Genomic DNA, 24827 nt, shown 5'->3' on the forward strand with positions numbered 1-24827 from the left:
TTCAAGCAAATTTACGTTTAAATTTTGCTGAAGAAATTTAAATTATATGGTAAAAAATATTGCAAGTTATCTAGGTTTAGTACTTACAATATGTATACTATTGCAAGTATTGTTTTCAAGAGAGGAAACTGTAGATTTTAGCAGGTATTCAACCGATGGCTTGGTGTTAAATTACACAGTTAAGCCAGATGTGAGCATTACTGATAATGTTGAGACATCAAATGATGGATACGAAACTTTTTCCCCATATCTTGGGAAATCGTTCGTTGGGTTCAAGGAAGCTTTGGCTTTCAAGGAATCAGGAGGGAATTATGGGACGATTAATACTTATGGATATTTAGGGAAGTATCAATTTGGAAAAGAGACGCTAAAGTTAATTGGAGTTAGAAATCTTCATAACTTTTTAAATAGCCCAAAACTTCAAGAAAAGGCGTTTATAGCTAATGCCCAACGTAATAAATGGATTTTACGTAGAGATATTAACCGATTTGTTGGAAAACGTATTAATGGTGTTTTGGTAACTGAATCAGGTATTTTGGCAGCAGCACATCTTGCGGGTCCCGGAAGTGTGAAAAAGTATTTGAGAAGTTATGGTTTGGATAACTTTGCAGATGGATATGGCACAACCATATCGAATTATATGAAACGATTTTCTGGTTATGATACATCATTTTTAATAGCGGATAAAAAAGCAAAAGTGAATACGCTTTAGGAGCGCATTACCTTTTATGGATAATAAAAATTGTAGGTCTCTTATGGAGATCTACATTTTTTTTTGCCCATACCTTAGCTGGTAGTGTTTTTATAAATTCAGTTTGCAGCGTAATATCGCATGCTACACAAACATTTGTATCACCTGAAACCGTGGCACAAATATCTTCTAACATTTTATTATTGCGATAAGGTGTTTCTATAAAAATTTGGGATTGATTTTGCTCAAATGATAGACGTTCCAGTTGTTTTAGCTCTCGTTTTCTTTCACCTTTATCAATGGGCAAGTAACCATTAAAAGAAAAACTTTGTCCGTTTAAACCAGAGCTCATAATGGCCATTAATATCGATGACGGCCCCACCAGTGGCACTACTTGAATGTCTTTCTCATGGGCTAGTTTTACAACATCAGCTCCAGGATCAGCAACACCAGGGCAGCCCGCTTCTGAGAGCAGTCCTAAATTTTTACCGTTCAAACATGGTTCTAAAAACTCTGGCAATTCAATGGGCTGGGTAAATTTATTCAATAAAAACAGTTCTAAGGCTGGCTGTGATTTCTTAGGACTTATTTTTTTTATGAATCGTCGCGCAGATTTTTCATTTTCAACTATAAATATCGAAATATCTTCAATTACTTTTTTTACTGAAATTGGTAATACCTCAAGCGGTGCATTGTCGCCAAGTGTTGTTGGTATTAAAAATAGTTTTCCTTTCTGCATTAATGTATTAGTAATTTTTTGATTGCTTTGGAATTATCCTTATAGTTAACTTCAACTAAATACACTCCTTTATTGTAAGCAATAAGCGGTATATGTATGGTACGTTCTGCAATGCTATTTTTAGTTTCAATAAGTTGACCAAAAATATTAAAAATTGAGACCGTATTCACCTCATTTCTTAAATTTCCTAAGTCTATAATTACGTTATCTTGTGTAGGGTTTGGAAACAATTTAAAATTAAGTTTAGTTTTTTTATTAATGCTTAAGCTGGCATCTTGTATCTTATAGATTGTAGCGCCTCCAACAATATAAAGTTCCCCATCGTTTCCCTCACCAAGAGTTGTCCATCTTTCTGTAACATTTGGTGTTTGAAATGATAAAGACCAGACGTTTGAACTCGTTTCGGTAAGAATACCGATAGTTTGTTTGCAAAATTCAGCAAAAAAATATTTTCCTATAAAGTTCGGGTATTGTGTGCCTCTGTATACATAGCCACCGGTAATTGAACCTGAACAACCGTTTCCAACAACATGGGCATATTCTGAAACGGGAGCAATGGTACTTGCAAAATCTCCAGGTAAAGGACAACTCCCGGAAGCACTAAAAGTACTGCTGCCTTCAAAACAACGCCATCCATAATTATCACCAGGATTGCCTGAGCCACTAACTTTATTTATTTCCTCATATGCATTTTGACCAACATCAGCAATCCACAAGTCTCCATTTGCCTTATCAAAAGAGAACTTCCATGGATTTCGCAATCCAATAGCATATATTTCTGGCCTGGGATTGTTAGGTCCGTTAGCGGATGAAGAAAATGGGTTTGTACTTGGTATGCTATAAGTTGCACCACTAACATCAATTCTCAATATTTTCCCTAAATTAGTTGTAGTGTCTTGTGCTCTGTCTCCAGGGTCTCCACCGCTACCTCCATCACCTGAAGCTATATACAAAAGCCCATCTTGTCCAAATGCGATTTTCCCACCGTTATGGTTGTCAAATGGTTGTTGGTATGTCAGCAATATTGTGCCTGATGATGCATTTGCTACATCAGGATTTGCGCTAACGGTGTATCTCGCAATTACTGTATTTGGTGTTTGGGTACTAGAGTTATCAGTATAGTTGATATAAAACCTACCAGAAGTTGTGTAATCTGGTGCGAAAGCTAAACCTAATAACCCGCGTTCACCACCAGAGCCAACTATTGAGGAGATATCCAAAAAAGGTATTGGATTGACAGAACCATCAGCATTTAAAATTTTAACAATGCCTGCTTGCTCTACAACAAAAAGACGGCCATCGCCTGCATTTACCACTTCAACTGGATTATTGAAGCCTGAGGCAAATGATGATAAAGTAACAGTTTGACTAAAACTTAACATCGATAATAGGAATGCCAGTGTAATGGGAAAAAGCGGTTTCATAACGTATCTTTTTGTATAAAGTTACTAAATATGAAACGAATGGAGTGATTGTTAGGTGTTAAACCAGTTTAGTTTTGATGATTTCACAGGCTTCATCAAGCATTTGAAACACATTTTCAAAGCCTTGATCTCCACCATAATAAGGATCTGGAACGCTCAAATTCTCGTTTGGCATGATTTCATTTAAAATAAGTTTCACCTTAGATGAATCATTGTCATTTTCGGCCATGGCCATGATATGATTAAAATTTGACTCGTCCATTGCGTAAATAAAATCAAATACTTCAAAATCCTGTTTAACAAATTGTCTGCCTCTAAGGTGCGAAATATCAATACCGTATTTTTTGGCTACTGAAATAGAGCGGGGATCTGGTTTGCTTCCAATATGGTAAGCGGCAGTTCCTGCAGAATCAATTACAAATTTGTCTTGTGGAAGTTTGGATTTTAAAATGCCTTCAGCTAATGGAGAACGGCAGATATTGCCTAAACAGACCATCAGAATTTTAGTCATTTTTGTATTTAATTTAAACTGAAAGTTTTTTACCTATATCTTCTACGTATTTTCTAAACTGTTTATCCGTGGAAGAAAGGTTGTCTACTGTTTTACATGCGTGAAGTACTGTTGCATGATCGCGTTTACCAATTTGGGAACCAATACTTGCCAATGAGGCTTTAGTCATTTTCTTAGCAAAGAACATAGCTAGCTGTCTTGCTTGTACAATATGACGCTTACGTGTCTTGGATTGTAAGGTGTCTACATCCATTTGGAAGTAATCTGATACTACTTTTTGTATATAGTCAATAGATACTTCACGTTTTGTGTTTTTAACAAATTTCTCAACGATTTGTTTCGCAAGGTCAAGTGTTATCTCTTTTCTATTGAAAGAGGATTGTGCAATTAATGAAATAATTGCACCCTCTAATTCCCGTACATTAGTCTTAATATTTTTGGCGACGTAATCCACTATTTCATCAGGCATTTCAACACCGTCACGATATAACTTGTTCTTTAGTATAGAAACACGAGTCTCGAAATCAGGATGTTGTAACTCAGCAGAAAGCCCCCATTTAAAACGGGATAGCAAACGTTGCTCAATGTCTTGCATGTCAACAGGCGCCTTGTCACTGGTTAAAATTACCTGTTTGCCATTTTGATGCAAATGGTTAAAAATATGGAAAAATACATCTTGTGTCCCTGATTTACCAGAAAGAAACTGTACATCATCAATAATTAAAACATCAATGATTTGATAAAAGTGAATAAAATCGTTTCGATTGTTCTTCTTTACAGAATCAATGTATTGTTGTGTAAATTTCTCTGCCGAGATATATAGTACTGTTTTTTCAGGGTATTTATCTTTAATGTCAACGCCAATGGCGTGTGCTAAATGTGTTTTACCTAAACCAACGCCACCAAAAATTAACAAAGGATTAAAAGAAGTACCTCCAGGTTTTGCAGCAACGGCTAAACCTGCGCTTCTTGCCAATCTATTTGAGTCTCCTTCTAAAAAGTTTTCAAAACTATAGTTAGGATTTAGCTGCGATTCAATCTTTACATTTCTAATTCCAGGAATTACAAATGGATTTTTTAGTTCAGGACTTTTATTGTTAAGTGGAATATCAACTTCTTGAGACTTTACTGGGGTTCTATTAGAACTTGGGATTTTTTCAGTAAAGGGCTGTTTGTTGCCGTATGTGTTTTCCATCTTAATGATGTAAACTAATTTGGCGGTTTCTCCTAACTCTTTTGTGAGGGCAACTTTTAAAATTTTAACGTAATGCTCCTCGAGCCATTCATAGAAAAATTTACTGGGAACTTGAATACTTAAAGCGTTATCTTGAAGCTTTACTGCAACAATGGGTTCAAACCAAGTTTTATAGGCTTGCGGTTGGATGTTATCCTTTATAAAATTGAGACAGTTACTCCAAACCGATTGCGCAGTCGTACTCATTTAGTTAAGATGTTTGATTTTTAGTTAGTAATTATTTAAAGAGAAGAATACCTCTTTAAATCCCCCATTTATTGTGTGGCAAATATGTGAACAAAATTCTAAAAAAAAAAATCAAATCGAGTTGAATTTTCAGAAATTTTTCCTCAAGTTTAAGCACTAGCCGAAACTACAAAAAAATATTGATATAAAGTCATGAAATTCGATCAAATACAAATAAGAGTGAGATATGGTGAAACTGACCAAATGGGAGTAGTATATCACGGCAATTATGCACTATACTTAGAAATGGGGAGAATTGAATGGTTGCGTAAACTTGGGATTTCCTACAAAAAAATGGAAGAAGATGGTATAATGTTGCCAGTAGTTTCCTTAAATATAAATTATAAAAAATCAGCAGGTTACGACGATCTAATTAATGTAAAAACTCAACTTAAAAACAAGCCTACTGCTAAGATTGAATTTGAGTATGAAATTACGAATGAAGCTGGTGAAATTTTAACCACGGCAAACACTACTTTAGTTTTTATCGATATGAAAACGAATAGACCAACTAGACCGCCTAAATATATTATGGAAGCGATTACCTAGGATTGTTCTATTTTTTCAATAGATACTCTGTAGGCTGAATTGAAAACCTCGAATATTTTCTCAGATTCACTTTTTCTAACTGAAATGGTTATCGCGCAATTTAGTTCTAATTGTTGGTTGATGATTTGCAATTGCCTTTCCTTGATTATGCGCATCACTTTATTCATCTCTTTGTATTCAAATATAATCTGAAACTGAACATTAATGGTTTTCTCAATAATTTTTGAAGATTCCAAAGTTAGTTGCGAAGTAGTTTTGTAAGCCTGTATCAAACCACCAATGCCTAATTTCACGCCACCAAAGTACCGAACAACTATAACGAGTATATTAGTAACCTCAAAAGACAGTATTTGACCATAAATGGGCATTCCAGCAGAATTACTAGGTTCGCCATCGTCATTTACTCTAAAACTATGTTGCTCAATGCCAATTTTATATGCATAACACCAATGTCTTGCAGTATGGTGCTGTTTTTTTACAACCGTTAAATGTTTTTTTACATCATCTTCATTTGTAACAGGGTAAGCGTAGCCATAAAATTTACTGTTCTTTTCTTTAAAAAGCATATCCTCGGTTGGGGAAACAATCGTCTTATATGTGTCATTAAGCTCCAAACTAAAAGAGTTGTTTTTGGATTAAAAACAAATCTGCTACATCTTCTACATAAGGTGTAATATGCCATGTTTTAATACTTAGTTCTTTTGCGGTGGTAACATTATCTTCATTATCATCAATGAATAAACATCTATCTGGTTGAAGTTTTTGTTCGTTTATAACAAACTCAAAAATATCACTATTTGGTTTTCTTAAATGTATTTCGTGTGATAGATAAAACGCGTCAAAACAGTTTTTGAAATCGTCATAAAATGAAATGTTGTTTTTTATCCAATCAATGTGAAGCTCGTTTGTATTGCTCAGTAAAATCAGGTTGTATCGGTTTTGCGCTTTTAAATTTTTTAAAAACTCCAAACGGTGTCTCGGGAAATCTTTTAAAATGATATTCCATAAGCTTATTAGTTGGTTTTTAGTCAGGTGAGGGAATTTTCCAGCATAAAAATCAATGAATTTCTCTGTTGAAACTTCTCCTGTTTCGTATAGTTTGTTGATGTTTATGATGTCGTTTGACAGTGCGCTTATTCTAAGTTGTTCAAGGGATGTTTTATATCCACTTTCAATATCAAGATTGATAAATACATTCCCAAAGTCGAATATAATGGTATCAATCATTTTTATAAATATTTAAAAGATCGTTTTCTATTTCAGTTTGAGATATGAGTGTTCCTGATATTTTAGGGGCTTTTACGCCATTTTTTAAATTAGAAGTCCCAACAAAAATGCGCGCCTCATCCCATAGCTTTTCATCAATAAAGGTTTGTAGTGTTTTTGCACCACCTTCGATTATTACAGAATTTATACTTTTTTCAAACAGCACTTTACATATTTGCTTTCCGATAGGTTTTGAAAAATCTACAATAGCTTTGTCAATCACAATAGTATTTGCTTCTGCATTAAAAATGTTTAGATTTTTTTCTAATTTATTACTTTTATCAATCACTACTCTTACAGGGTTTTTCCCTGTCCAATTCCTAATAGTTAAGTTAGGATTGTCCTCTAGCGCAGTATTTGTGCCTACTAAAATGGCCTGTTCCTCGGCACGCCATTTATGAACCAATAGCCTTGAATATTCGTTTGTAATCCAAACAGGCTCTTGTTTTGCTTTAGATTTTGGTGCTATAAAACCGTCTTGAGTTTCGGCCCATTTCAAAATAATATAGGGTCGTTTTTTATTATGAAACGTAAAAAAGCGCTTATGGTGTAGCTTACATTCATCTTCTAAAACGCCAACTGTAACATCAATACCGGCCTCAATTAATCTTTTAATACCTTTTCCAGCTACTTGTTGGTTGTCATCGATACAGCCAATTACCACTTTAGGAATGCTGTGTTTTATTATCAAATCACTACAAGGTGGTGTTTTTCCAAAATGGGAGCAAGGTTCTAAGGTTACATAAAGTGTGGCCTGTTTTAAAGCAGATTTATCTTTTACCGCTTCAATTGCATTAACCTCAGCATGATTACCACCGTAAACACTGGTGAAGCCTTCACTTATAACTTTGTTATTGGCAACAATAACACATCCTACCATTGGGTTTGGTCTCGTTAAGCCCAAGCCGTTTTTGGCGATTGCAATACAGCGTTTTATGTAGTGGTTGTGACGATTCAAAATTGAATAATTACGATTGTTTATTTTTGTTTATGCTTAAAAACTTTTTAATTCGATTGTTAGCTTATCCTTTTTGTGTCTTTCTAATTATTCTTGGATACAAAATGAGTTTTGACACACCGTATGACTCTAGTTCTATTCATTATGGAAAAGCTAAGTTTTCTGGAATTTTTGGAATCGGCATTGGACTGGTTTATTTAGTTTCTGATATTGCTTATCAAATTAAAAAGGTGTTTTTCAAAAAGAATGATTAAAGTTTAATTTCCACTTCTTCAGTTTCATCAACGTCATACGTATACGAAAACCCTAGTGTTTTATATATAATATCGCCTTTGTATTGTACTTTCATTTTTTTGCTAAATAAACTACCAATAAGCCCGCCGATACTTTTACCGCTTATCAAGCTATCAACAGGAACGATTGCTTTAAGCGGAATGCTAAATTCTTCTTTTGCAGGTACTTTAAAACTTTCAGTTGAGACATAACCAACCTCATTATCATTCACATAAATCTTAATTTCGTCGGTTTTAAGTTCACCACCAATATCGTTTGGATTCATAAAAAGTGCATCCGCAGATAAAATGATGTATTTAGATGTAGATTCTTCAACCTTTATATTTTCAAGATTTACAAATAGAGGTTTCTCGTTCACTTTGCAGTTGAAAAAAGTACACCATATTGTTAATAATAATAAAGCACGTTTCATATTATTTTTTTAAGAATTGCTGTATCTTCACTTTTAGAAAAGACCAGTTAAAGTGCGTAAAGATACTACAGTTATTCGAGAAATTCAGCCACAGGACAATCCGCAGTTGGAAGCAGTGATTCGTAATTGTTTTCATGAATTTAAGATTCCTTTAGAGGGTACAGCCTATGCAGATCCTGAAACAAAGGCTATGTTTGAATCGTATCAAAATGACCATGATGTGTATTATGTAGTAGAAAGGAACGGAGAAATTTTGGGAGGGGCAGGAGTGAAGCCTCTTAGGGATTTTGAGGGTAATATCTGCGAAATTCAAAAAATGTACTTTTCACCTAAGGTTCGTGGAGCAGGTTATGGTAGGTTGATGTTTGAAACCTGTTTAAAAGCGGCAAAAGATTTGGGCTATGAAACATGTTATTTAGAGTCTGCACCGCAATTGAAAGCTGCCATACATATTTATGAGAGTTACGGTTTTACTCATTTAGATGCGCCTCTAGGAAATACAGGCCATTTTTCCTGTGGGGTTTGGATGATAAAAAATTTATGAAGTTAGCTCAAATAAAAAATGAATTTCATAACGTTTTGCACAAGATATTTCCGAAGGAGGAAATAGATACCTTCTTTTATCTCATTTCTGAAAAGTTTTATGGTGTAAAGCGGATTGATTTAGCAATGTATCCTGAGAAAGAAGTAAAAGATGAAGCTTTAATCTTAGAAGCATTAGAGCTTCTGAAACAGCAAAAACCAATTCAGTATATATTAGGGGAAACCGAATTCTACGGTCTGCGATTTAAAGTGAATGATGATGTTTTGATTCCACGCCCTGAAACTGAAGAATTGGTTGAATGGATTTTAAATTGGCATTCAAAACGAAGCGAAACAACTACCGACATTAATATTTTAGATATTGGCACTGGAAGCGGCTGTATTGCAATTTCATTGGCCAAAAACTTACTAGGAGCTAAAGTTTATGGTTTTGATTTCAGTAAAAATGCTCTAAAGATAGCTAAAGAGAACGCAAAATATAATTCAGTAAATATTGAATTTATTGAAGGAGATATTATAAATGAAGAGGCTTTTGAAGCGTATTTTAACGGTGATAAATTTGATGTAATTGTGTCTAATCCACCTTATGTGAGAGCAAAAGAAAAACAATTGATGAAGCCAAATGTTTTAGATTATGAACCGCATTTAGCCTTATTTGTTGAGGATGACAACCCGCTATTGTTTTATAATGCTATTGCTAAATTTGCTAAAAAAGCATTGAGGACAAAGGGACTATTGTTTTTCGAAATAAATGAATACTTAGGACAGGAAACTGTCTTGTTTTTGGAGAAATTCAATTATAAAAATATAGTTTTAAAACAAGATGCTTTTGGTAAGGATAGAATGGTAAAAGCAGAACTTAACTAATGGAAGATATTCAGAATAAAATAAATCAACTAAAAGAAGAACTTAGAGCGCACAATTATAATTATTATGTGCTTGATAACCCTACAATTTCAGATTATGAGTTTGATGTTAAGCTGAAAGCACTTAAAGAACTGGAAGCAAAGCATCCAGAATTTTATGATGCAAATTCGCCCACCCAACGCGTAGGTGGAGCCGTTACAAAGAATTTTGAAACGGTGAAGCATGAATACCGCATGTATTCCCTGGATAATTCCTATTCCAAAGAAGATGTATGGGATTGGGAAAAGCGCATCAAAAAAATCGTAGATGGCGAAGTCAATTATACTTGCGAGCTAAAGTATGACGGTGCCTCCATGAGTTTAACCTATGAAAACGGTAAATTGGTAAAGGCTGTTACTCGAGGCGATGGATTTCAAGGGGATGATGTTACTGCAAATGTAAAAACCATTAAATCTGTACCGTTACAACTTAAGGGAGATTATCCCGATAAATTTGAAATTAGAGGAGAAATTGTACTGCCTTTTGAGGGTTTCAATAAGATGAATGAAGAGCGTATTGCCAATGGAGAAGAGCCTTATAGAAATCCAAGAAACACAGCATCTGGAAGCCTTAAACTGCAAGATAGTGCCGAAGTGGCTAAACGCCCACTAGAGTGTTTATTATACGGTTTAAAGGGGAGAAACTTACCAATTTCAACCCAATTTGAAAGTTTGGAGAAGGCCCGCTCATGGGGATTTAAAGTGCCAGATGTAGCTATTCTAGCAAAAAATGTTGATGAAGTCTTGGAGTTTGTAAACCATTGGGATACGAAACGTCATGAATTGCCTTATGAAACCGATGGTGTAGTGGTAAAGGTTAATAGTTTGCAACAGCAAGAAGAGTTGGGATATACCGCCAAAGCACCGCGTTGGGCCATGGCTTATAAGTTTAAGGCAGAACAGGTGTCTACAGTATTAAACCAAATAACCTATCAGGTTGGGCGTACAGGTGCGATTACACCAGTGGCAAATCTAGAGCCTGTTGAGTTGGCTGGAACAACGGTAAAACGTGCCTCTATTCATAACGCAGACCAAATTGAAAAGTTGGATATACGCGAAAGGGATACTGTTTTTGTGGAAAAAGGAGGGGAGATCATTCCAAAGATTATAGGCATCGATATTACCCAGCGCCCTGCGGATTCACAACCCACGCGATATATAACGCATTGCCCTGAGTGTAATACGGAACTGGTAAGGACTGAAGGCGATGCCAAACACTATTGCCCTAATTATAATGGCTGTAATCCACAAATTATTGGTAGAATTCAACATTATATTTCTAGAAAAGCCATGGATATTGAAGGTTTAGGTGGAGAAACGGTGGCGCTTTTGGTGAATGAGGGGTTAATTTCAAATTATTCAGATTTGTATGAATTGACCAAAGAGCAAGTTATTCCTTTGGAACGTATGGCTGAGAAAAGTGCTGAAAACTTAGTTAATGGGATTGAAGCCTCTAAAAATATTCCTTTTGAAAGGGTGTTATATGCCATTGGTATTCGCTATGTAGGGGAAACGGTTGCAAAAAAACTGGCAAAACATTATAAATCCGTTGATAATTTAATTAACGCATCTCAAGAGGATTTAGAAAATGTTGATGAAATTGGGGTAAAAATAGCGGAAAGTGTAAAACTGTTTTTTGCTTCAGAGGAAAATATCAATATCATAAATCGATTAAAGCAATTTGACGTGCAGTTGGAAATATCTTCAGAGGAATTGGAAGGTCAAACAGATATCCTAAAAGGGCAATCTATCGTCGTTTCTGGAGTGTTTGAACATGTTTCTAGAACAGAATTAAAAAAACTCATTGAGGACAATGGCGGAAAGGTAAGCAGTTCTATATCTTCAAAAACTAGTTTTGTGGTTGCTGGTGATAAAATGGGGCCAAGTAAAAAGAATAAAGCAGACGCTCTGGGAATTCAATTGATTTCAGAGGTTGAATTCCTACAAATAATAAATAAAATATAGGTATTAACGATAAAAAGTATTTTTTTACCGATTAATTGCATTTTTTTGGTTATATTTGCTTTAAAGCTATTAACCATTATTATGTGTAGCCCCAAAGTTTTAGCATGTATGGTAGGTTCAATTTATGCACTATTTGTGTATTTTTTGTTCTCAGGCAATCTGTTGTACGCAGAAGGTGTTAGTGCGTTGATTTTACCTATTATCACAATAGCGTATTTCTGTAATGTTGAAAAACGATCGCTGTATTTCGTTTTATTTCTGGTGCTATATTCAATATCAGATTTAATGGTGATCTTTTCTGATCAATTATCCTATCATATTGATTATTTTATAGGTAATGGCTTGTATATTCTTGCATATATAGCCTTAACTATTGAAATAGGCAGAAATTTATCTCTTAGCTATATTTTGAAGCACTATCTTTTTTCTATCATAGTATTATTTATCTTAAATTCCTATATAGCTTATGTCCTTTTACAGATTGTAAATTCCTATTTAGATTTAGGTGCGGAATACATTTTAGAAATAGTATACAACGTTTCTATGCTAATGATACTCTCCTTGGCACTTTTAAATTATTTTTATAAGGATAGCAGAAAAGCATTTTACATATTAGTAGGTGCGATATGCATTGTTTTTGCTGAGGTAATCAATATAGCATATTTATACGTCTCACATCAAAACCTTCTTAATTTCTTTACGATATCATTGGGACTTGTAGGCTTTTATTTCTTATATGAACAGGCAAAATTAAAGTACAGAAAACATGACAAAGTACTTAATTAAGCTTTTTTAATAAACGGAATTTCATTTCTATTAATAAAGGCAATTACTACAGACAATAAAAAGGTAACTAATGCCGTCCCGAATAGTAAACCACCATCACCCTTTACGTCAATGCCCAATGTAGTAAGGTGCATTATTATGGCTCCACCAATGATGCCTAAGGTTAAAAGTGCGCCCGCCCATGCTGTTTTTCTGAATATCAATAGTATACCTGCAATTAATTCTGCAATACCAATGCCTATTCTTCCGTGTGGCTCCAAGCCTACAGTTTCAAAAATGTAGATGCTATCTTCGTGCCCTAGAAATTTAAATCGAAGTGTTTGAATTAAGATTACTGCAACTATAATGCGTAATGCTAAGGGGGCGTATTTTTTCATAATAGTTTTGGCTTGATAAGGTTTTAGACGCAACAATTACCAAAACTTATCAAAACTTTAAGAAAAAACTAAACTATAATCGAAGCGCCATTGGCAGTTTTGTTTTTATCCGTATCAAAATAAAAATCTATCTGACCGAGGTAAAGCCCATAGCATCCTACTTGATTTACCAATACGTTTTTCCCATCAAGATTCTTTACAATGGTAGGTTTTGGTAAAAATGTATGTGTATGGCCTCCAATAATTAAATCGATATCCTTTGTGGCTTCAGCTAGTTTCAAGTCACTTACTTTGTTAGGATTATTTCTATAATTATATCCCAAATGAGATAAACATATAATCAAGTCGCATCGCTTTTCGTGCTTCAGAATGCGCGTCATTTCCTGGGTAATTTCAATAGGATCTAAATACTTGGTCTCTTTGTAAAGCTTTTTCTCAACCAGTCCGTCAAGCTCAATACCCAAACCAAATACACCTATTTTAATACCGTCTTTTTTAAAAACCTGATAGGGCTTTACGTGGGTGTCCATAATGGTATTAGAGAAATCATAATTGGCTGAAACAAAACCAAATTCGGCATGAGGTAATTGGGCATATAATCCTTCTATGCCATTATCAAAATCGTGATTGCCGATAGTGGCTAAATCATATTCTAGCCGGCTCATTAGTTTAAATTCCAATTCACCTCCATAATAATTAAAGTAAGGTGTGCCTTGAAAAATATCGCCAGCATCAAGCAATAGTGTATTAGGGTTTTGTTTTCTGATACTTTCAATTAAAGAAGCACGCCTTGCAACACCTCCTTTATTAGCATTTCTGCCTTCATCTGGGCCAAACGGGTCAATATGGCTGTGTACATCGTTGGTATGTAATATGGTAATTTTAGTAGGTTTTGAGGTAAAAGACTGAAGCCCAAAACTACCAGCAGCAGCCAAAGTTGTTGTGCCAGCAGATACCTTTTGAATAAAATCTCTTCTTCTCATATTCTTACTTTACAATAAACCTGTCATCGATTACAGGATTAATAGTGTCTGTCTTTTTAAAATAATCAATAATTACGTTTCTTATTTTATAGTCTAATTCATAAACGCCCTCATTTGGTTGGAAGAAGTTCATATTGTCGCCTCTGTTGTACAAATAATCGCTGGTGGCAAAATAGTATATCTTGTTTGCATCGATTGCTTCATTGTTAATCGCAGCACTAATCAAATTAAAATCCTTATCAACTGCAATTTTAAGTCCAGCAATAGGATTTGCTCTTTTTCTGCTTACTAAATAATTAATAGCCCCATCTATCTGTTTTCCTTTAAGCCCAACAACAACAATTTCGTTTTCAAATGGCATAACATTATAAGCGGTTCTGGCACTCACAGGTCCCTTGGGAATTTCTGCACGGATACCGCCGTGGTTTAGGATAACAACATCAATGTTTTTACCAGTTCTTTTATGGAAAATGCCATTTCCTTCAGATTGTACAATATCGGCCATTAAATTTCCAATGGCAGTGTTTAGTTCTCCATCATTTTTAGAATAGGTATCAACGGCAACGGCCAAAACACTATCTAAATCACTCTCAATTCGATTTTTATATGGCGCAATAAATGCCTCAACATCAGGATTTGGCGAAACATCCTTGTTGATATCCAAACGCTTGCCCTCAATTTTGTTTAAATGCAGTTTCTCAGTTTTACAACTAATTATCAGAAGCAAGACCAGTAAGCATAAGCTTAGTTTTGATTTGGTAAAATTTACCATCTTAAATTTGATTATTTTTTGAGTGTACTTTTGCTACCTTTGCGCAAAGTGTAAATTTAAATGTTTTTAAAAGCTTTTAAGGCAAAATCAAATAAAAAGTATTTGAATAAATTATTATCCGAACGTAAAGTTAACGTTGGTAATACTAAAATTAAAAGCCTAGGTGTTATTTTAAATTTTGATGAAATTGAAGATTTTAATGCGTTTAATGTTTTGGCTTCCCGCATGAAGGTTCATGCAAATAAAATTAAGGTAATAGCATATACTACTGATTTAAAAAGCCACGGTAATTCTTGGGATGCCTGCTTTAATGAAAAAGATTTTGGCTGGAAGGGAGAGGTTAAAAATGTAGAGTTGCAAACGTTTCTTGATGAGCCTTTTGATGTTTTGATTAGTTATTACACTCAAGGGCATTTGGAATTAAAATTATTAACAGCAGCGTCTAAATCTCAATTTAAAATCGGAATTTTGCAGAGTGATGCTCGGTTAAATGACCTCATTATAAAAACTAAGATTAAGGAGGTTGATATATTTAGCGATGAAGTGGTTAAATATTTAATGGTATTAAATAAAATTTAAAAATGAATAATAAGTTTCTTGGAACTGGAGTTGCATTGGTTACACCTTTTAAAGCAGACTTAAGTGTAGATTATGCTGCGCTTAATAAGATTGTTGAGTACAATATTGAAAATGGTGTGGAGTATTTTGTAATATCTGGCACAACGGCCGAAAGTGTAACCATAACCAAACAAGAGAAAAAGGATATCACCGCTGCTGTAATTGAAGCAAACAAAGGTAGATTACCACTGGTTTTAGGAATTGGAGGTAATAACACTGCTGCTATTATCGAGGAAATACAGACTACGGATTTAAGTGAAATTGATGCGATTCTTTCGGTGTCTCCATATTATACAAAACCAACACAGGAAGGCATATACCAGCATTTTAAGGCAATTGCAGAGGCTAGTTCTGTAGATATTTTGTTGTACAATGTTCCTGGGCGCACTTCTAAAAATATTGAGCCAGATACTATTGTTCGTCTGGGAAATGACTTTGATAACATCATCGGAGTGAAAGAAGCCGGTAACAGTACGTATCAATATTTGCAAATTTTGAAAAACAAGCCAAATGATTTCTTGGTAATCTCTGGAGATGACGATTTAGCTCTGGGTGTTACACTTGCAGGTGGTTCGGGTGTTATCTCAGTAATAGGTCAGGCCTTTCCAAAGGAGTTTTCAGAAATGATACGATTAGGATTAAAAGGGGATACCAAAGCTGCCTATAAATACCACTTCCGTTTAATGGATGTTATAGACTATATTTTTGAAGAAAATAATCCAGCAGGCATTAAAGCTGTTTTTGAGGCATTAAATTTATGTGAGTCTGCGGTAAGATTACCATTGGTGCCAGCTTCAGAAGCGTTAAAAGCAAAAATATCAAACTTTGTAAAGACGTTTTAGGAACTTAAAATCTTCCAAAAGTTAAATATAACTTAAACCTGATAGCTACAAGGTTTGAAGAATTATTTTAGCTGTAAAATAATATTTTTAAATTACGTTTAATAAGTGTAATTTTGCAACTTGTTTAAATTTATGAGATACGTTTTCGGTATAATTGTTCTTATCTGCACTTTAAGTTCATGCAGTGAATATCAAAAGGTTTTAAAATCTGAGGATACTGCTCTGAAATTTAAAACAGGTGATTCGCTTTTTCAAGAAGGTAAGTATGAGAAGGCCAATAGAATTTTTCAACAAATTGTTCCTAAATATAAGGGTAAACCACAAGCACAAAAGTTAATGTACTTATACTCAAAATCTTTCTTTGAAATGAAAGACTATTATGTGTCAGGTTATCAGTTTGAACGTTTCGTGGCCAGTTACCCTAAAAGTGAAAAGAAGGAAGAAGCTGCGTTTTTAAGTGCAAAAAGCTATTACATGCTGTCACCAAGGTATTCAAAAGACCAGAAGGAAACTAAGGACGCCATTGAAAAGCTTCAAGAATTTATTAATTTATATCCAAATTCGCAATATGTTGCAGAGGCAAACACGCTAGTTAAAGAATTGGATTTTAAATTGGAGAAAAAAGCGTTTGAAATAGCGAAGCAATATGATCATATTTCAGATTATAAAGCTTCAATACGATCATTTGATAATTTTATATTCGAGTTTCCTGGATCGGTTTTACGTGAAGACGCTTTGTTTTATCGCTTTGATGCGGCATATGAACTTGCTATTAATAGTATAGAGCTCAAGCGAACTGCCGAAGGAGTTGTTAGGTTGAAGAAAAACAGATTAGAACAAGCAAAAGAATATTTTAATGTCTTTAAAAAGGCTTATGCAAATTCTAAGTATATTGCAGAAGCGGAAGACATGGCAGCAAAAATAGATAAAGAATTAGAAACTTACAGTGCTAAAAGTTAATATATAATGATGGATTTAAAGAAAACTACTGCTCCGGTAAACACGGTAACGTATGACAGAAATCAAGTAGATGAACCAACAGAAAACATTTACGAGGCAATTTCTATTATTTCAAGAAGAGCGGAGCAAATTAACACAGAGATTAAGAAGGAATTGATTGATAAGTTAGAAGAATTTGCAACTTACAATGATAGCTTGGAAGAAATCTTTGAAAACAAGGAGCAAATTGAGGTATCAAAATTTTATGAAAAATTACCGAAGCCTCATGCTTTAGCTGTTCAAGAATGGCTTACAGATAAAATTTACTTTAGACATACTGAGGAAGAAGACGCTCAGTAATCACAATTTATGAGTATCCTAAGCGGCAAAAACATACTGTTAGGCATTACTGCAGGTATTGCCGCTTATAAAACTGCTTCGTTAGTACGTTTATTTATAAAATCGGGAGCAAATGTTAAGGTTGTAATGACACCTGCTTCAAAAGATTTTATAACCCCGCTTACACTTTCCACGCTTTCAAAAAATCCAGTACATTCTTCTTTTACTAATGAAGATGACGATAACGCCGTATGGAATAATCACGTAGATTTAGGCCTTTGGGCAGACTTATTTGTTATTGCACCAGCAACGGCAAATACTTTATCCAAAATGGCACATGGAACTTCGGATAATTTATTGTTAGCCACATATTTATCTGCAAAGTGTCCAGTATATTTTGCACCTGCGATGGATTTAGATATGTACAAACATGAATCCACTAAGAATTCGTTTAAAACTTTAGAATCTTATGGCAATATTATGATTCCTTCAACAAGTGGAGAGTTGGCTAGTGGTTTGGTAGGTGAAGGTAGAATGGCAGAACCTGAAGATATCGTTGCTTTTATAGAAAATGATATCCTAGAGAAACTTCCTCTAAAGGGCAAAAAAGTACTGATTACAGCGGGTCCAACATATGAAGCAATTGATCCAGTACGATTTATAGGAAACCATTCCAGTGGGAAAATGGGTTTTGAAATTGCCAAGGCATCGGCAAATTTGGGAGCTGAGGTGGTGTTGATTACAGGGCCTACGCATCAACATGTTTCTCATAACCTTATAAATATTATACCAGTTACCAGTGCTGAAGATATGTATCGAGAAGTGCATAAGTACTTTAAGGATGTTAACGTAGCTATACTTTCTGCTGCTGTAGCTGATTTTAGGCCTAAAGAGGTAGCAACCCAAAAAATTAAAAAGAAATCTGATACATTAACTTTAGATTTAGAGCGCACTAAAGATATTCTTGCTTCTCTAGGAGAGATTAAGCAACAGCAATTTTTAGTGGGGTTTGCTCTTGAAACCAACAACGAATTAGAGAACGCAAAGCAAAAGCTAAAAAAGAAAAACTTAAATTTAATTGTTTTAAATTCGTTACAAGATAAAGGCGCAGGTTTTAAAGGAAACACTAACAAAGTTACTTTTATAGATAATAAAAATAACGTAACAGAGTTTGAATTAAAGTCTAAAACCGAAGTAGCGAAAGATTTATTAAACGAAATTGTAAAACAAGTAGATGCGTAACTTAATATTCATTTTAATATTTTTCCTAAGTTCACTTGGCTTTTCCCAAGAATTGAACTGTACTGTAGTTGTAAATGCGCAACAAACGGGCAACGAAAACTTGCAGATTTTTAAGAATTTAGAAAAGCAACTAACCGAATTTATCAATAATACGAAATGGACGGATAAAACTTTTGCGCCACAAGAACTCATCAGTTGCAGTATGAATATTATTATTAATGAATATAGCGGCGAGTTTTTTAATGCGAGCATACAGGTACAATCGTCTAGACCTATTTACGATTCTTCTTATAGTTCGCCGATTTATAATTTTAACGATAAGGATTTTACATTTAGGTACTTAGAGTTTCAGAATTTAATCTATAATCCGACACAGTATACATCAAACTTAATATCAGTTTTAGCCTTTCATGTGTATATGATTTTAGCACTAGATGCCGATTCTTATGAGCAAAATGGCGGACAAGAGTATTACAAACAGGCCCAAACAATATTAAATTACTCTCAGCAAGAAAACTTTAAAGGGTGGAAGCTGGAAGATGGGTTGCAAAGTAGATTTATACTTATTGACAATGTGCTCTCCACTACATTTAAGGAATTTAGAAATGTAATTTACGATTATCATAGGCTTGGTCTGGATGACATGAGTAATGACACCAAAAAAGGAAAGGAAAAGATAGCATCAAGCTTATCAAAATTCAATGCTATGAATAGCAGGCGCCCAAATTCATTTTTACTAAGAACATTTTTTGACGCTAAGGCAGATGAAATAGAACAAATATTTACAGATGGCCCACAGGTAAACATTGCTAATCTTAAAGATGTTTTGCAGAAAGTGGCACCAATGCATTCCAGTAAATGGCGAAACATTAAGTTTTAAGAATTCCTTTAAAAGCAGGAATCTATTCATCTACAATTTACCTATTTTTACAAAATGCTCACATCGCTAACCATAAAAAACTATGCATTAATTGACCATCTTCAGGTTAGTTTTAACGATGGCTTTACCATAATTACTGGAGAAACTGGAGCGGGAAAATCTATTTTGTTGGGTGGTTTATCTTTAATATTAGGTAAACGTGCAGATTTAAGTAGCCTAAAAGACAAAAATGCAAAGTGTATCATAGAGGCTGTTTTTAATATTTCAAACTACAATTTAAAGGCGTTATTTCAAACGGAAGATTTAGATTATGAATCTCAAACTATTATCAGAAGAGAGATTTTGCCATCGGGAAAATCGAGAGCTTTTGTAAATGATTCTCCTGTTAACTTAAATAGTTTACAGCTGCTTGGAGAGCGATTAATAGATGTGCATAGTCAGCACCAAACACTACAGCTAACACAAAATAATTTTCAGTTTCAAGTGATTGATGCGTTGGCGAAAAATGAAAAAGAACTTGAATTATATGCGGTGGAGCTGATAAACTATAAACAGTTAAATGTTGATTTAGAACAACTTAATGCCCTTAAAGCAGATGCTATTAAGGAATATGATTATAATGCCTTCTTATTAAATGAATTAGTTGAAGCAAATTTGGTAGAAGGTGAGCTAGAATCTTTAGAAGAGGAATATGAGACCTTAAATAATATTGAAGACATTAAAGCTCATCTATCTGAAGCTTATCAGTTATTAGGTGATGAACAAATTGGGGTTATAGCAATAATGGCCAATTTAAAAAGTAGCCTCTCAAAACTGTCCGAGCTATCATCTAAATATGAAGAGCTATATGAGCGTGTGAATAGTAGCTTAATTGAAATTGATGATGTATTTAGTGAAGTTGATGCGAAACAAAGCGATATTGAAGCCGACCCTATGCGTTTGGAAACCGTAAATACGAAGCTTCAAACATTAAACAATCTGCTTCAGAAACATCAGGTATCAACAGTTTTAGAATTGATTGAAGTAAGAGAGGCTCTAACTGAAAAAGTCGGAATTACAGAGAATTTAGATGAAACTATTCAAAATAAAATAGAGGCCATCTCAAAGTCTGCCGAAAAACTTGATGCCGTGGCTAAAACCATTAGTTCTAAAAGAAACAAAGCTATTCCTGATTTGATAGCGCAATTACAAGCGATACTTTCAGATTTGGGCATGCCAAACGCGCAGTTTAATATAGAATTGTCATCTGCTGAAAATTATTTTTCAAATGGCAAAGATGAGCTGTCATTTTTATTTTCTGCGAACAAGGGAGGCAGTTTTAACGCTTTAAAAAAGGCAGCTTCTGGAGGCGAATTATCTCGTATTATGCTGGCAATTAAGCTTATACTGTCAGATTATACGCAGTTGCCAACAATTATGTTTGATGAGATTGATACAGGGGTTTCTGGAGAAATTTCAAATAAAATGGCGGATATCATGTTACAAATGAGTAAAAACATGCAGGTATTTTCCATTACTCATTTACCGCAAATTGCAGCTAAAGGGCACTCTCATTTTAAAGTATATAAGGAGGATGTGGATAATGTAACACAAACTAAATTGGTTAAATTAAACCATGACGACCGTATTGTAGAAATTGCGCAAATGTTAGGTGGTACGGAGTTGTCAACTTCGGCAATTGCTCACGCTAAGGAATTACTTAATTAAAAAACATTCCAGATTAAAGTTGAAAGTTTAGTACTTTTGACACGAAAAATTAGATAAAATTAACTGACTATATTATGGCTTATAATTTATTAAAAGGGAAAAAGGGAATCATTTTTGGGGCTTTAGATTCAAACTCAATCGCTTGGAAAACAGCTGAAAGAGTGCATGAGGAAGGCGGACAATTTGTGCTAACCAATGCGCCTGTTGCAATGCGAATGGGGCAAATAAATGAATTAGCGGAAAAGACTGGTTCTGAAATAATTCCTGCAGATGCTACTTCAGAAGAAGATTTACAAAATTTAGTTGAAAAATCGATGGAGATTTTAGGTGGGAAAATAGATTTTATATTGCATTCTATAGGTATGTCCATCAATGTTAGAAAAGGAAAGCATTACACCGATCAAAATTATAGCTGGACACAAAAAGGGACTGATGTTTCTGCCATGTCTTTTCACAAAGTAATGCAAACGCTTTATAAAGCTGATGCGATGAATGAATGGGGAAGTATCGTGGCACTTACATATATGGCAGCACAACGTGTATTTCCTGATTATAACGATATGGCAGATAATAAAGCCTATTTAGAGAGTATTGCACGTAGCTTTGGATATTTTTTTGGTAGAGATAAAAAAGTACGTGTAAATACCATTTCTCAATCACCAACGCCAACAACTGCTGGTAGTGGCGTAAAAGGTTTTGATGGCTTTATTTCTTATGCTGAAAAGATGTCGCCTTTAGGTAATGCTACAGCTATGGATTGCGCAAATTATACAGTGACATTGTTTAGCGATTTAACAAAACGAGTAACGTTACAAAATCTTTATAATGATGGTGGTTTTAGCAATATGGGCGTAAGTGATGCAGTAATGAGCACATTTACTGGAGAAGAATAGTTAACATAATTATATAAAATTTGACCTGTCAGGTTTTTGAAAGCTGACAGGTCTTTTTTGTTAGGAATAGTTACTTTTGTTCTATGCAATTGCAATACTCATTTATTATACCAGTTTATAATCGACCTGAGGAAGTTGATGAACTCTTGAATAGTTTTAAGGGTATGACAACTAATCTGAAGTATGAAATTGTAATAGTTGAAGATGGGTCTACTCAAACTTCTGAGGCGATAATTGATAAGTATCAAAATGATTTAAATATTTCTTATTTTTTTAAGGAAAACACAGGACCTGGCGATTCCAGAAACTACGGGATGCAACATGCAAAGGGCAACTATTTTATCATTTTGGATAGCGATGTGATATTGCCGGAGAACTATCTGGATGCAGTTGATAAAAGTTTAAAAGAAACCTTTGTAGATTGTTTTGGTGGACCAGATGCTGCACATGAATCGTTTAGTGATTTGCAAAAAGCCATTAATTTTGCCATGACCTCATTTATTACCACTGGAGGCATAAGGGGTAATAAAAATGCTGTTGATAAATTCCAACCGAGAAGTTTTAATATGGGACTTTCAAAAAAAGCCTTTCAAGCTTCAAAAGGCTTTGGGCAAATACATCCTGGGGAAGACCCAGATTTGTCCATACGATTATGGGATTTGGGGTTTGAAACAAAATTGATTCCAGAAGCTATTGTGTACCACAAGCGGCGTATTTCATGGAGTAAATTTAAACAACAGGTTCGCAAATTTGGTTTGGTGCGTCCCATTTTAAATAAATGGCACCCGCAAACAAAAAGGCTTACTTATTGGTTTCCTACAATTTTCATTATAGGTTTTGATGTTTCCATAATATTGGCAATTTTCGGGTTTAGTTGGTTGCTCATTTTGTACTTTCTGTATTTTGCAATTACTTTTATTATTGCTCTATACATCACAAAAAGCCTAAAGGTATCACTAATGGCGCTATGGGCAATTTGTATTCAGTTTTTGGGTTATGGTTTAGGGTTTTTAGAATCAACCATAGCTATTCATCTTTTAAATAAAGACCCTGAAACGCACTATCCAAAACTTTTTTTTAAGTTGAAATGATAAAAGCAATAAAATCAGAATTATTAACTTCCATTAAGAATAAAAGACTTAATGTGTTTTTATTGTTTCTCATTTCGGCTTTTATAATTTTAATTTTCACTAAACTATCAAAGGAATATACCAACACCATAGCATTAAACATCAAAAAAATAAACGTGCCTGATGATGAAGTAATCTTGAAAGATTCCACACAAAAATTGTCGGTCACACTCAAAACCCACGGTTTTAATTGGTTAAAATATTACTTTCAATCACCTAATGTGAGTATTGATTTTTCAAATGAAGTTTATAAAAAGCAAAATACTTATGTATATACCAAATCGATATCTTATCTCAACGAGAAAAAACCATTTCAAAATAATGTGAAATTGTTAGGAATTAATCCAGACACACTAGTGTTTAAATATGACACTAATCTTGTAAAGAAAGTACCCATTCATATTGAAACGGACATATCGTTTGCACCAGGATTTGATATTTTAGATAATTACACTACTATTCCAGATTCATTGGTCATCATAGGTCCCCATGATGTGGTTCAAAGCATCAATCATATAAACGCACAAAAGGTGTCGCTAAAACAAGTAAAAACTGATATATCACAAACCACTAAATTAGTTTTTCCTGAATATTCAAAAGACTTAAAGTTTTCGGTTAATGAAGTGAAGTTTACAGCCAACGTTAAAAAATTCACGGAAGGCACGGTAACCATTCCCGTCAAGATTATTAACGTGCCACAGGATATATCGATTAAGTATTTCCCAAAGGAAGTAAAAGTATCCTATTATACCAGTTTGGATAATTTTAATACTATAAAACCCAACGATTTTAAGGTAAGTTGTGATTTTAATAAAGTTAACGAAAATCAATATATTCTTATTCCTGAATTAGTACATACACCAGACGGGGTAAAGTATGCAAAACTCAATCAACAGCAAATAGAATTTATAATTTTGAAATGATAATTGTTGGCTTAACAGGAGGTATTGGTAGTGGTAAAACTACAGTAGCTAAAGAGTTTAAGGCTCTCGGGGTTCCCGTTTATATAGCTGACGTTGAGGCCAAAAAATTGATGAATCGTTCTAAAGTAATAAAACGAAAATTAAAAGCCTTATTAGGAGAAAATGCTTATGTTGATGACAAGCTCAATAAGGAATATATTGCAAATATCATTTTTAATGATAAATCTTACCTAGAGAAAATGAACGCTATTGTGCACCCTAAAGTGGCACGTCATTTTGAAAAGTGGATGGTTAAACAGGATACGCCTTATGTAATTAAGGAAGTGGCAATTCTATTTGAAAATGGGGGTAATGCACAATGCAATTTAATTATTACCGTTACTGCACCAAAATCACTGAGGATAGAGCGCCTTTTGAAACGAGATAATACCACAAAAGAAAAAATTAAGGCAATAATGAAAAATCAATGGAGTGATCGTAAAAAAATAAAACACTCAGATTTTGTAATTGTCAATAAAAACCTAGATGACACAAGACTTCAGGTGCAAAATATTCACCAACAAATTCTTCAAAAAATATAATAAGTTTTAGATTTCAACATTTTTGTTAATGTAAGGTTAAATGATAAGTTGGCTAAATGTTAAAATGTTAATTTTGGG

Annotated in this window: 29 protein-coding genes; 18 read left to right on the forward strand and 11 right to left on the reverse strand. The window is 34.2% G+C overall.

Annotation, left to right across the window (positions count from 1 at the left end):
• Positions 1-46: 46 nt before the first annotated feature.
• A complete protein-coding gene (locus AC1B0Z_RS00885) occupies positions 47-712 on the forward strand; it encodes a lysozyme family protein (RefSeq protein WP_483793619.1) in 666 nt (221 codons plus the stop codon).
• 7 nt (positions 713-719) lie between these two features.
• On the opposite strand, the gene AC1B0Z_RS00890 is transcribed toward AC1B0Z_RS00885, so the two are convergent.
• The 4 genes from AC1B0Z_RS00890 to dnaA are packed head-to-tail and all read right to left on the reverse strand — an operon-like array spanning position 720 to position 4806.
• On the reverse strand, positions 720-1430 hold the full coding sequence (locus tag AC1B0Z_RS00890; RefSeq protein WP_483793620.1) for an SAM-dependent methyltransferase: 711 nt from the start codon (positions 1428-1430) through the stop codon (positions 720-722).
• Complete coding sequence (locus AC1B0Z_RS00895; protein WP_483793622.1) at positions 1430-2854, reverse strand: PQQ-dependent sugar dehydrogenase; 1425 nt, start codon at positions 2852-2854, stop codon at positions 1430-1432. Before AC1B0Z_RS00895 ends, AC1B0Z_RS00890 begins: the two co-directional genes overlap by 1 nt.
• A gap of 58 nt (positions 2855-2912) precedes the next feature.
• Positions 2913-3365 carry a low molecular weight protein-tyrosine-phosphatase gene (locus AC1B0Z_RS00900; RefSeq protein WP_483793623.1) on the reverse strand — a complete coding sequence of 151 codons (453 nt, stop codon included), beginning with the start codon at positions 3363-3365 and terminating at the stop codon, positions 2913-2915.
• Positions 3366-3378: 13 nt separating this feature from the next.
• Entirely contained in the window at positions 3379-4806 is a 1428-nt protein-coding gene (gene dnaA, locus AC1B0Z_RS00905) for a chromosomal replication initiator protein DnaA (RefSeq protein ID WP_483793624.1), read from the reverse strand.
• A gap of 192 nt (positions 4807-4998) precedes the next feature.
• Here dnaA and AC1B0Z_RS00910 point away from each other — a divergent pair, with 192 nt between their 5' ends.
• A complete protein-coding gene (locus AC1B0Z_RS00910; protein WP_483793625.1) occupies positions 4999-5394 on the forward strand; it encodes an acyl-CoA thioesterase in 396 nt (131 codons plus the stop codon).
• Here AC1B0Z_RS00910 and AC1B0Z_RS00915 read toward each other — a convergent pair.
• From AC1B0Z_RS00915 to ribD, 3 genes are read right to left on the reverse strand one after another with little or no spacing between them, the layout of a single operon-like run.
• Positions 5391-6008, reverse strand: a complete 618-nt coding sequence (locus AC1B0Z_RS00915) for an IMPACT family protein (protein ID WP_483793626.1) — start codon at positions 6006-6008, stop codon at positions 5391-5393. The two genes, AC1B0Z_RS00910 and AC1B0Z_RS00915, sit on opposite strands and share 4 nt — an antisense overlap.
• A gap of 1 nt (position 6009) precedes the next feature.
• On the reverse strand, positions 6010-6621 hold the full coding sequence (locus tag AC1B0Z_RS00920) for an HAD family hydrolase (protein WP_483793627.1): 612 nt from the start codon (positions 6619-6621) through the stop codon (positions 6010-6012).
• Positions 6614-7618, reverse strand: coding sequence for a bifunctional diaminohydroxyphosphoribosylaminopyrimidine deaminase/5-amino-6-(5-phosphoribosylamino)uracil reductase RibD (ribD, locus tag AC1B0Z_RS00925; protein ID WP_483793628.1), 1005 nt, complete (start codon positions 7616-7618; stop codon positions 6614-6616). Before ribD ends, AC1B0Z_RS00920 begins: the two co-directional genes overlap by 8 nt.
• Positions 7619-7722: 104 nt before the next feature.
• Between ribD and AC1B0Z_RS00930 the strand changes: the two genes are divergently transcribed.
• Positions 7723-7872 (forward strand): hypothetical protein, encoded by a 150-nt coding sequence (locus AC1B0Z_RS00930; RefSeq protein ID WP_483793629.1) that lies wholly within the window; start codon positions 7723-7725, stop codon positions 7870-7872.
• Here AC1B0Z_RS00930 and AC1B0Z_RS00935 read toward each other — a convergent pair.
• Positions 7869-8324: an LEA type 2 family protein gene (locus tag AC1B0Z_RS00935; protein ID WP_483793630.1), complete on the reverse strand. Its 456-nt coding sequence runs from the start codon at positions 8322-8324 to the stop codon at positions 7869-7871. The two genes, AC1B0Z_RS00930 and AC1B0Z_RS00935, sit on opposite strands and share 4 nt — an antisense overlap.
• A gap of 52 nt (positions 8325-8376) precedes the next feature.
• On the opposite strand from AC1B0Z_RS00935, the gene AC1B0Z_RS00940 reads away from it, so the two are divergent.
• The 4 genes from AC1B0Z_RS00940 (at position 8377) to AC1B0Z_RS00955 (ending at position 12523) form a co-directional block, all read left to right on the forward strand.
• Entirely contained in the window at positions 8377-8868 is a 492-nt protein-coding gene (locus tag AC1B0Z_RS00940; protein WP_483793632.1) for a GNAT family N-acetyltransferase, read from the forward strand.
• On the forward strand, positions 8865-9734 hold the full coding sequence (gene prmC / locus AC1B0Z_RS00945; RefSeq protein ID WP_483793634.1) for a peptide chain release factor N(5)-glutamine methyltransferase: 870 nt from the start codon (positions 8865-8867) through the stop codon (positions 9732-9734). Before AC1B0Z_RS00940 ends, prmC begins: the two co-directional genes overlap by 4 nt.
• Entirely contained in the window at positions 9734-11737 is a 2004-nt protein-coding gene (gene ligA, locus AC1B0Z_RS00950) for an NAD-dependent DNA ligase LigA (RefSeq protein WP_483793635.1), read from the forward strand. The genes prmC and ligA overlap by 1 nt, the downstream gene beginning before the upstream one ends.
• Positions 11738-11818: 81 nt before the next feature.
• The gene (locus AC1B0Z_RS00955) at positions 11819-12523 is read left to right on the forward strand and encodes a hypothetical protein (RefSeq protein WP_483793636.1); all 705 of its coding nucleotides are present in this window, start codon (positions 11819-11821) and stop codon (positions 12521-12523) included.
• Here the strand turns inward: AC1B0Z_RS00955 and AC1B0Z_RS00960 are convergent.
• From AC1B0Z_RS00960 to AC1B0Z_RS00970, 3 genes are all read right to left on the reverse strand, one after another.
• Positions 12520-12900 carry a DoxX family membrane protein gene (locus AC1B0Z_RS00960; protein ID WP_483793638.1) on the reverse strand — a complete coding sequence of 127 codons (381 nt, stop codon included), beginning with the start codon at positions 12898-12900 and terminating at the stop codon, positions 12520-12522. The genes AC1B0Z_RS00955 and AC1B0Z_RS00960 overlap by 4 nt on opposite strands.
• 68 nt (positions 12901-12968) lie before the next feature.
• Positions 12969-13883 (reverse strand): bifunctional metallophosphatase/5'-nucleotidase, encoded by a 915-nt coding sequence (locus AC1B0Z_RS00965; protein WP_483793639.1) that lies wholly within the window; start codon positions 13881-13883, stop codon positions 12969-12971.
• Positions 13884-13887: 4 nt separating this feature from the next.
• Positions 13888-14547: a 5'-nucleotidase C-terminal domain-containing protein gene (locus AC1B0Z_RS00970; protein ID WP_483793641.1), complete on the reverse strand. Its 660-nt coding sequence runs from the start codon at positions 14545-14547 to the stop codon at positions 13888-13890.
• A gap of 168 nt (positions 14548-14715) precedes the next feature.
• Between AC1B0Z_RS00970 and AC1B0Z_RS00975 the strand changes: the two genes are divergently transcribed.
• From AC1B0Z_RS00975 to coaE, 11 genes are all read left to right on the forward strand, one after another.
• Positions 14716-15234 carry a DUF6913 domain-containing protein gene (locus AC1B0Z_RS00975; RefSeq protein WP_483793643.1) on the forward strand — a complete coding sequence of 173 codons (519 nt, stop codon included), beginning with the start codon at positions 14716-14718 and terminating at the stop codon, positions 15232-15234.
• A gap of 2 nt (positions 15235-15236) precedes the next feature.
• Complete coding sequence (gene dapA, locus AC1B0Z_RS00980; protein ID WP_483793645.1) at positions 15237-16115, forward strand: 4-hydroxy-tetrahydrodipicolinate synthase; 879 nt, start codon at positions 15237-15239, stop codon at positions 16113-16115.
• A gap of 132 nt (positions 16116-16247) precedes the next feature.
• Positions 16248-17075: an outer membrane protein assembly factor BamD gene (locus AC1B0Z_RS00985; RefSeq protein WP_483793647.1), complete on the forward strand. Its 828-nt coding sequence runs from the start codon at positions 16248-16250 to the stop codon at positions 17073-17075.
• A 9-nt stretch (positions 17076-17084) separates the two neighbouring features.
• Positions 17085-17414, forward strand: a complete 330-nt coding sequence (locus AC1B0Z_RS00990; RefSeq protein ID WP_207303298.1) for a DNA-directed RNA polymerase subunit omega — start codon at positions 17085-17087, stop codon at positions 17412-17414.
• A 9-nt stretch (positions 17415-17423) separates the two neighbouring features.
• Positions 17424-18635, forward strand: coding sequence for a bifunctional phosphopantothenoylcysteine decarboxylase/phosphopantothenate--cysteine ligase CoaBC (coaBC, locus tag AC1B0Z_RS00995; RefSeq protein WP_483793648.1), 1212 nt, complete (start codon positions 17424-17426; stop codon positions 18633-18635).
• On the forward strand, positions 18628-19515 hold the full coding sequence (porD, locus tag AC1B0Z_RS01000; RefSeq protein WP_483793649.1) for a type IX secretion system protein PorD: 888 nt from the start codon (positions 18628-18630) through the stop codon (positions 19513-19515). Before coaBC ends, porD begins: the two co-directional genes overlap by 8 nt.
• A gap of 54 nt (positions 19516-19569) precedes the next feature.
• On the forward strand, positions 19570-21222 hold the full coding sequence (recN, locus tag AC1B0Z_RS01005) for a DNA repair protein RecN (protein WP_483793650.1): 1653 nt from the start codon (positions 19570-19572) through the stop codon (positions 21220-21222).
• A 74-nt stretch (positions 21223-21296) separates the two neighbouring features.
• Positions 21297-22115, forward strand: a complete 819-nt coding sequence (locus AC1B0Z_RS01010) for an enoyl-ACP reductase FabI (RefSeq protein WP_483793651.1) — start codon at positions 21297-21299, stop codon at positions 22113-22115.
• 83 nt (positions 22116-22198) lie between these two features.
• A complete protein-coding gene (locus tag AC1B0Z_RS01015) occupies positions 22199-23206 on the forward strand; it encodes a glycosyltransferase family 2 protein (protein WP_483793652.1) in 1008 nt (335 codons plus the stop codon).
• Positions 23203-24168 (forward strand): CdaR family protein, encoded by a 966-nt coding sequence (locus AC1B0Z_RS01020; protein ID WP_483793653.1) that lies wholly within the window; start codon positions 23203-23205, stop codon positions 24166-24168. The genes AC1B0Z_RS01015 and AC1B0Z_RS01020 overlap by 4 nt, the downstream gene beginning before the upstream one ends.
• Positions 24165-24749, forward strand: coding sequence for a dephospho-CoA kinase (coaE, locus tag AC1B0Z_RS01025; protein ID WP_483793654.1), 585 nt, complete (start codon positions 24165-24167; stop codon positions 24747-24749). The genes AC1B0Z_RS01020 and coaE overlap by 4 nt, the downstream gene beginning before the upstream one ends.
• Positions 24750-24827: the final 78 nt, after the last annotated feature.

The organism is Hyunsoonleella sp. J2K-J805 (genome assembly GCF_057167125.1).

Coding starts and splice junctions, on each gene's coding strand:
- AC1B0Z_RS00885 (WP_483793619.1), top strand. CDS start 47: ATGGTAAAAAATATTGCAAGTTATCTAGGTTTAGTACTTACAATATGT.
- AC1B0Z_RS00890 (WP_483793620.1), bottom strand. CDS start 1,430: ATGCAGAAAGGAAAACTATTTTTAATACCAACAACACTTGGCGACAAT.
- AC1B0Z_RS00895 (WP_483793622.1), bottom strand. CDS start 2,854: ATGAAACCGCTTTTTCCCATTACACTGGCATTCCTATTATCGATGTTA.
- AC1B0Z_RS00900 (WP_483793623.1), bottom strand. CDS start 3,365: ATGACTAAAATTCTGATGGTCTGTTTAGGCAATATCTGCCGTTCTCCA.
- dnaA (WP_483793624.1), bottom strand. CDS start 4,806: ATGAGTACGACTGCGCAATCGGTTTGGAGTAACTGTCTCAATTTTATA.
- AC1B0Z_RS00910 (WP_483793625.1), top strand. CDS start 4,999: ATGAAATTCGATCAAATACAAATAAGAGTGAGATATGGTGAAACTGAC.
- AC1B0Z_RS00920 (WP_483793627.1), bottom strand. CDS start 6,621: ATGATTGATACCATTATATTCGACTTTGGGAATGTATTTATCAATCTT.
- AC1B0Z_RS00930 (WP_483793629.1), top strand. CDS start 7,723: ATGAGTTTTGACACACCGTATGACTCTAGTTCTATTCATTATGGAAAA.
- AC1B0Z_RS00935 (WP_483793630.1), bottom strand. CDS start 8,324: ATGAAACGTGCTTTATTATTATTAACAATATGGTGTACTTTTTTCAAC.
- prmC (WP_483793634.1), top strand. CDS start 8,865: ATGAAGTTAGCTCAAATAAAAAATGAATTTCATAACGTTTTGCACAAG.
- ligA (WP_483793635.1), top strand. CDS start 9,734: ATGGAAGATATTCAGAATAAAATAAATCAACTAAAAGAAGAACTTAGA.
- AC1B0Z_RS00955 (WP_483793636.1), top strand. CDS start 11,819: ATGTGTAGCCCCAAAGTTTTAGCATGTATGGTAGGTTCAATTTATGCA.
- AC1B0Z_RS00960 (WP_483793638.1), bottom strand. CDS start 12,900: ATGAAAAAATACGCCCCCTTAGCATTACGCATTATAGTTGCAGTAATC.
- AC1B0Z_RS00965 (WP_483793639.1), bottom strand. CDS start 13,883: ATGAGAAGAAGAGATTTTATTCAAAAGGTATCTGCTGGCACAACAACT.
- AC1B0Z_RS00975 (WP_483793643.1), top strand. CDS start 14,716: ATGTTTTTAAAAGCTTTTAAGGCAAAATCAAATAAAAAGTATTTGAAT.
- dapA (WP_483793645.1), top strand. CDS start 15,237: ATGAATAATAAGTTTCTTGGAACTGGAGTTGCATTGGTTACACCTTTT.
- AC1B0Z_RS00985 (WP_483793647.1), top strand. CDS start 16,248: ATGAGATACGTTTTCGGTATAATTGTTCTTATCTGCACTTTAAGTTCA.
- AC1B0Z_RS00990 (WP_207303298.1), top strand. CDS start 17,085: ATGGATTTAAAGAAAACTACTGCTCCGGTAAACACGGTAACGTATGAC.
- coaBC (WP_483793648.1), top strand. CDS start 17,424: ATGAGTATCCTAAGCGGCAAAAACATACTGTTAGGCATTACTGCAGGT.
- porD (WP_483793649.1), top strand. CDS start 18,628: ATGCGTAACTTAATATTCATTTTAATATTTTTCCTAAGTTCACTTGGC.
- recN (WP_483793650.1), top strand. CDS start 19,570: ATGCTCACATCGCTAACCATAAAAAACTATGCATTAATTGACCATCTT.
- AC1B0Z_RS01010 (WP_483793651.1), top strand. CDS start 21,297: ATGGCTTATAATTTATTAAAAGGGAAAAAGGGAATCATTTTTGGGGCT.
- AC1B0Z_RS01015 (WP_483793652.1), top strand. CDS start 22,199: ATGCAATTGCAATACTCATTTATTATACCAGTTTATAATCGACCTGAG.
- AC1B0Z_RS01020 (WP_483793653.1), top strand. CDS start 23,203: ATGATAAAAGCAATAAAATCAGAATTATTAACTTCCATTAAGAATAAA.
- coaE (WP_483793654.1), top strand. CDS start 24,165: ATGATAATTGTTGGCTTAACAGGAGGTATTGGTAGTGGTAAAACTACA.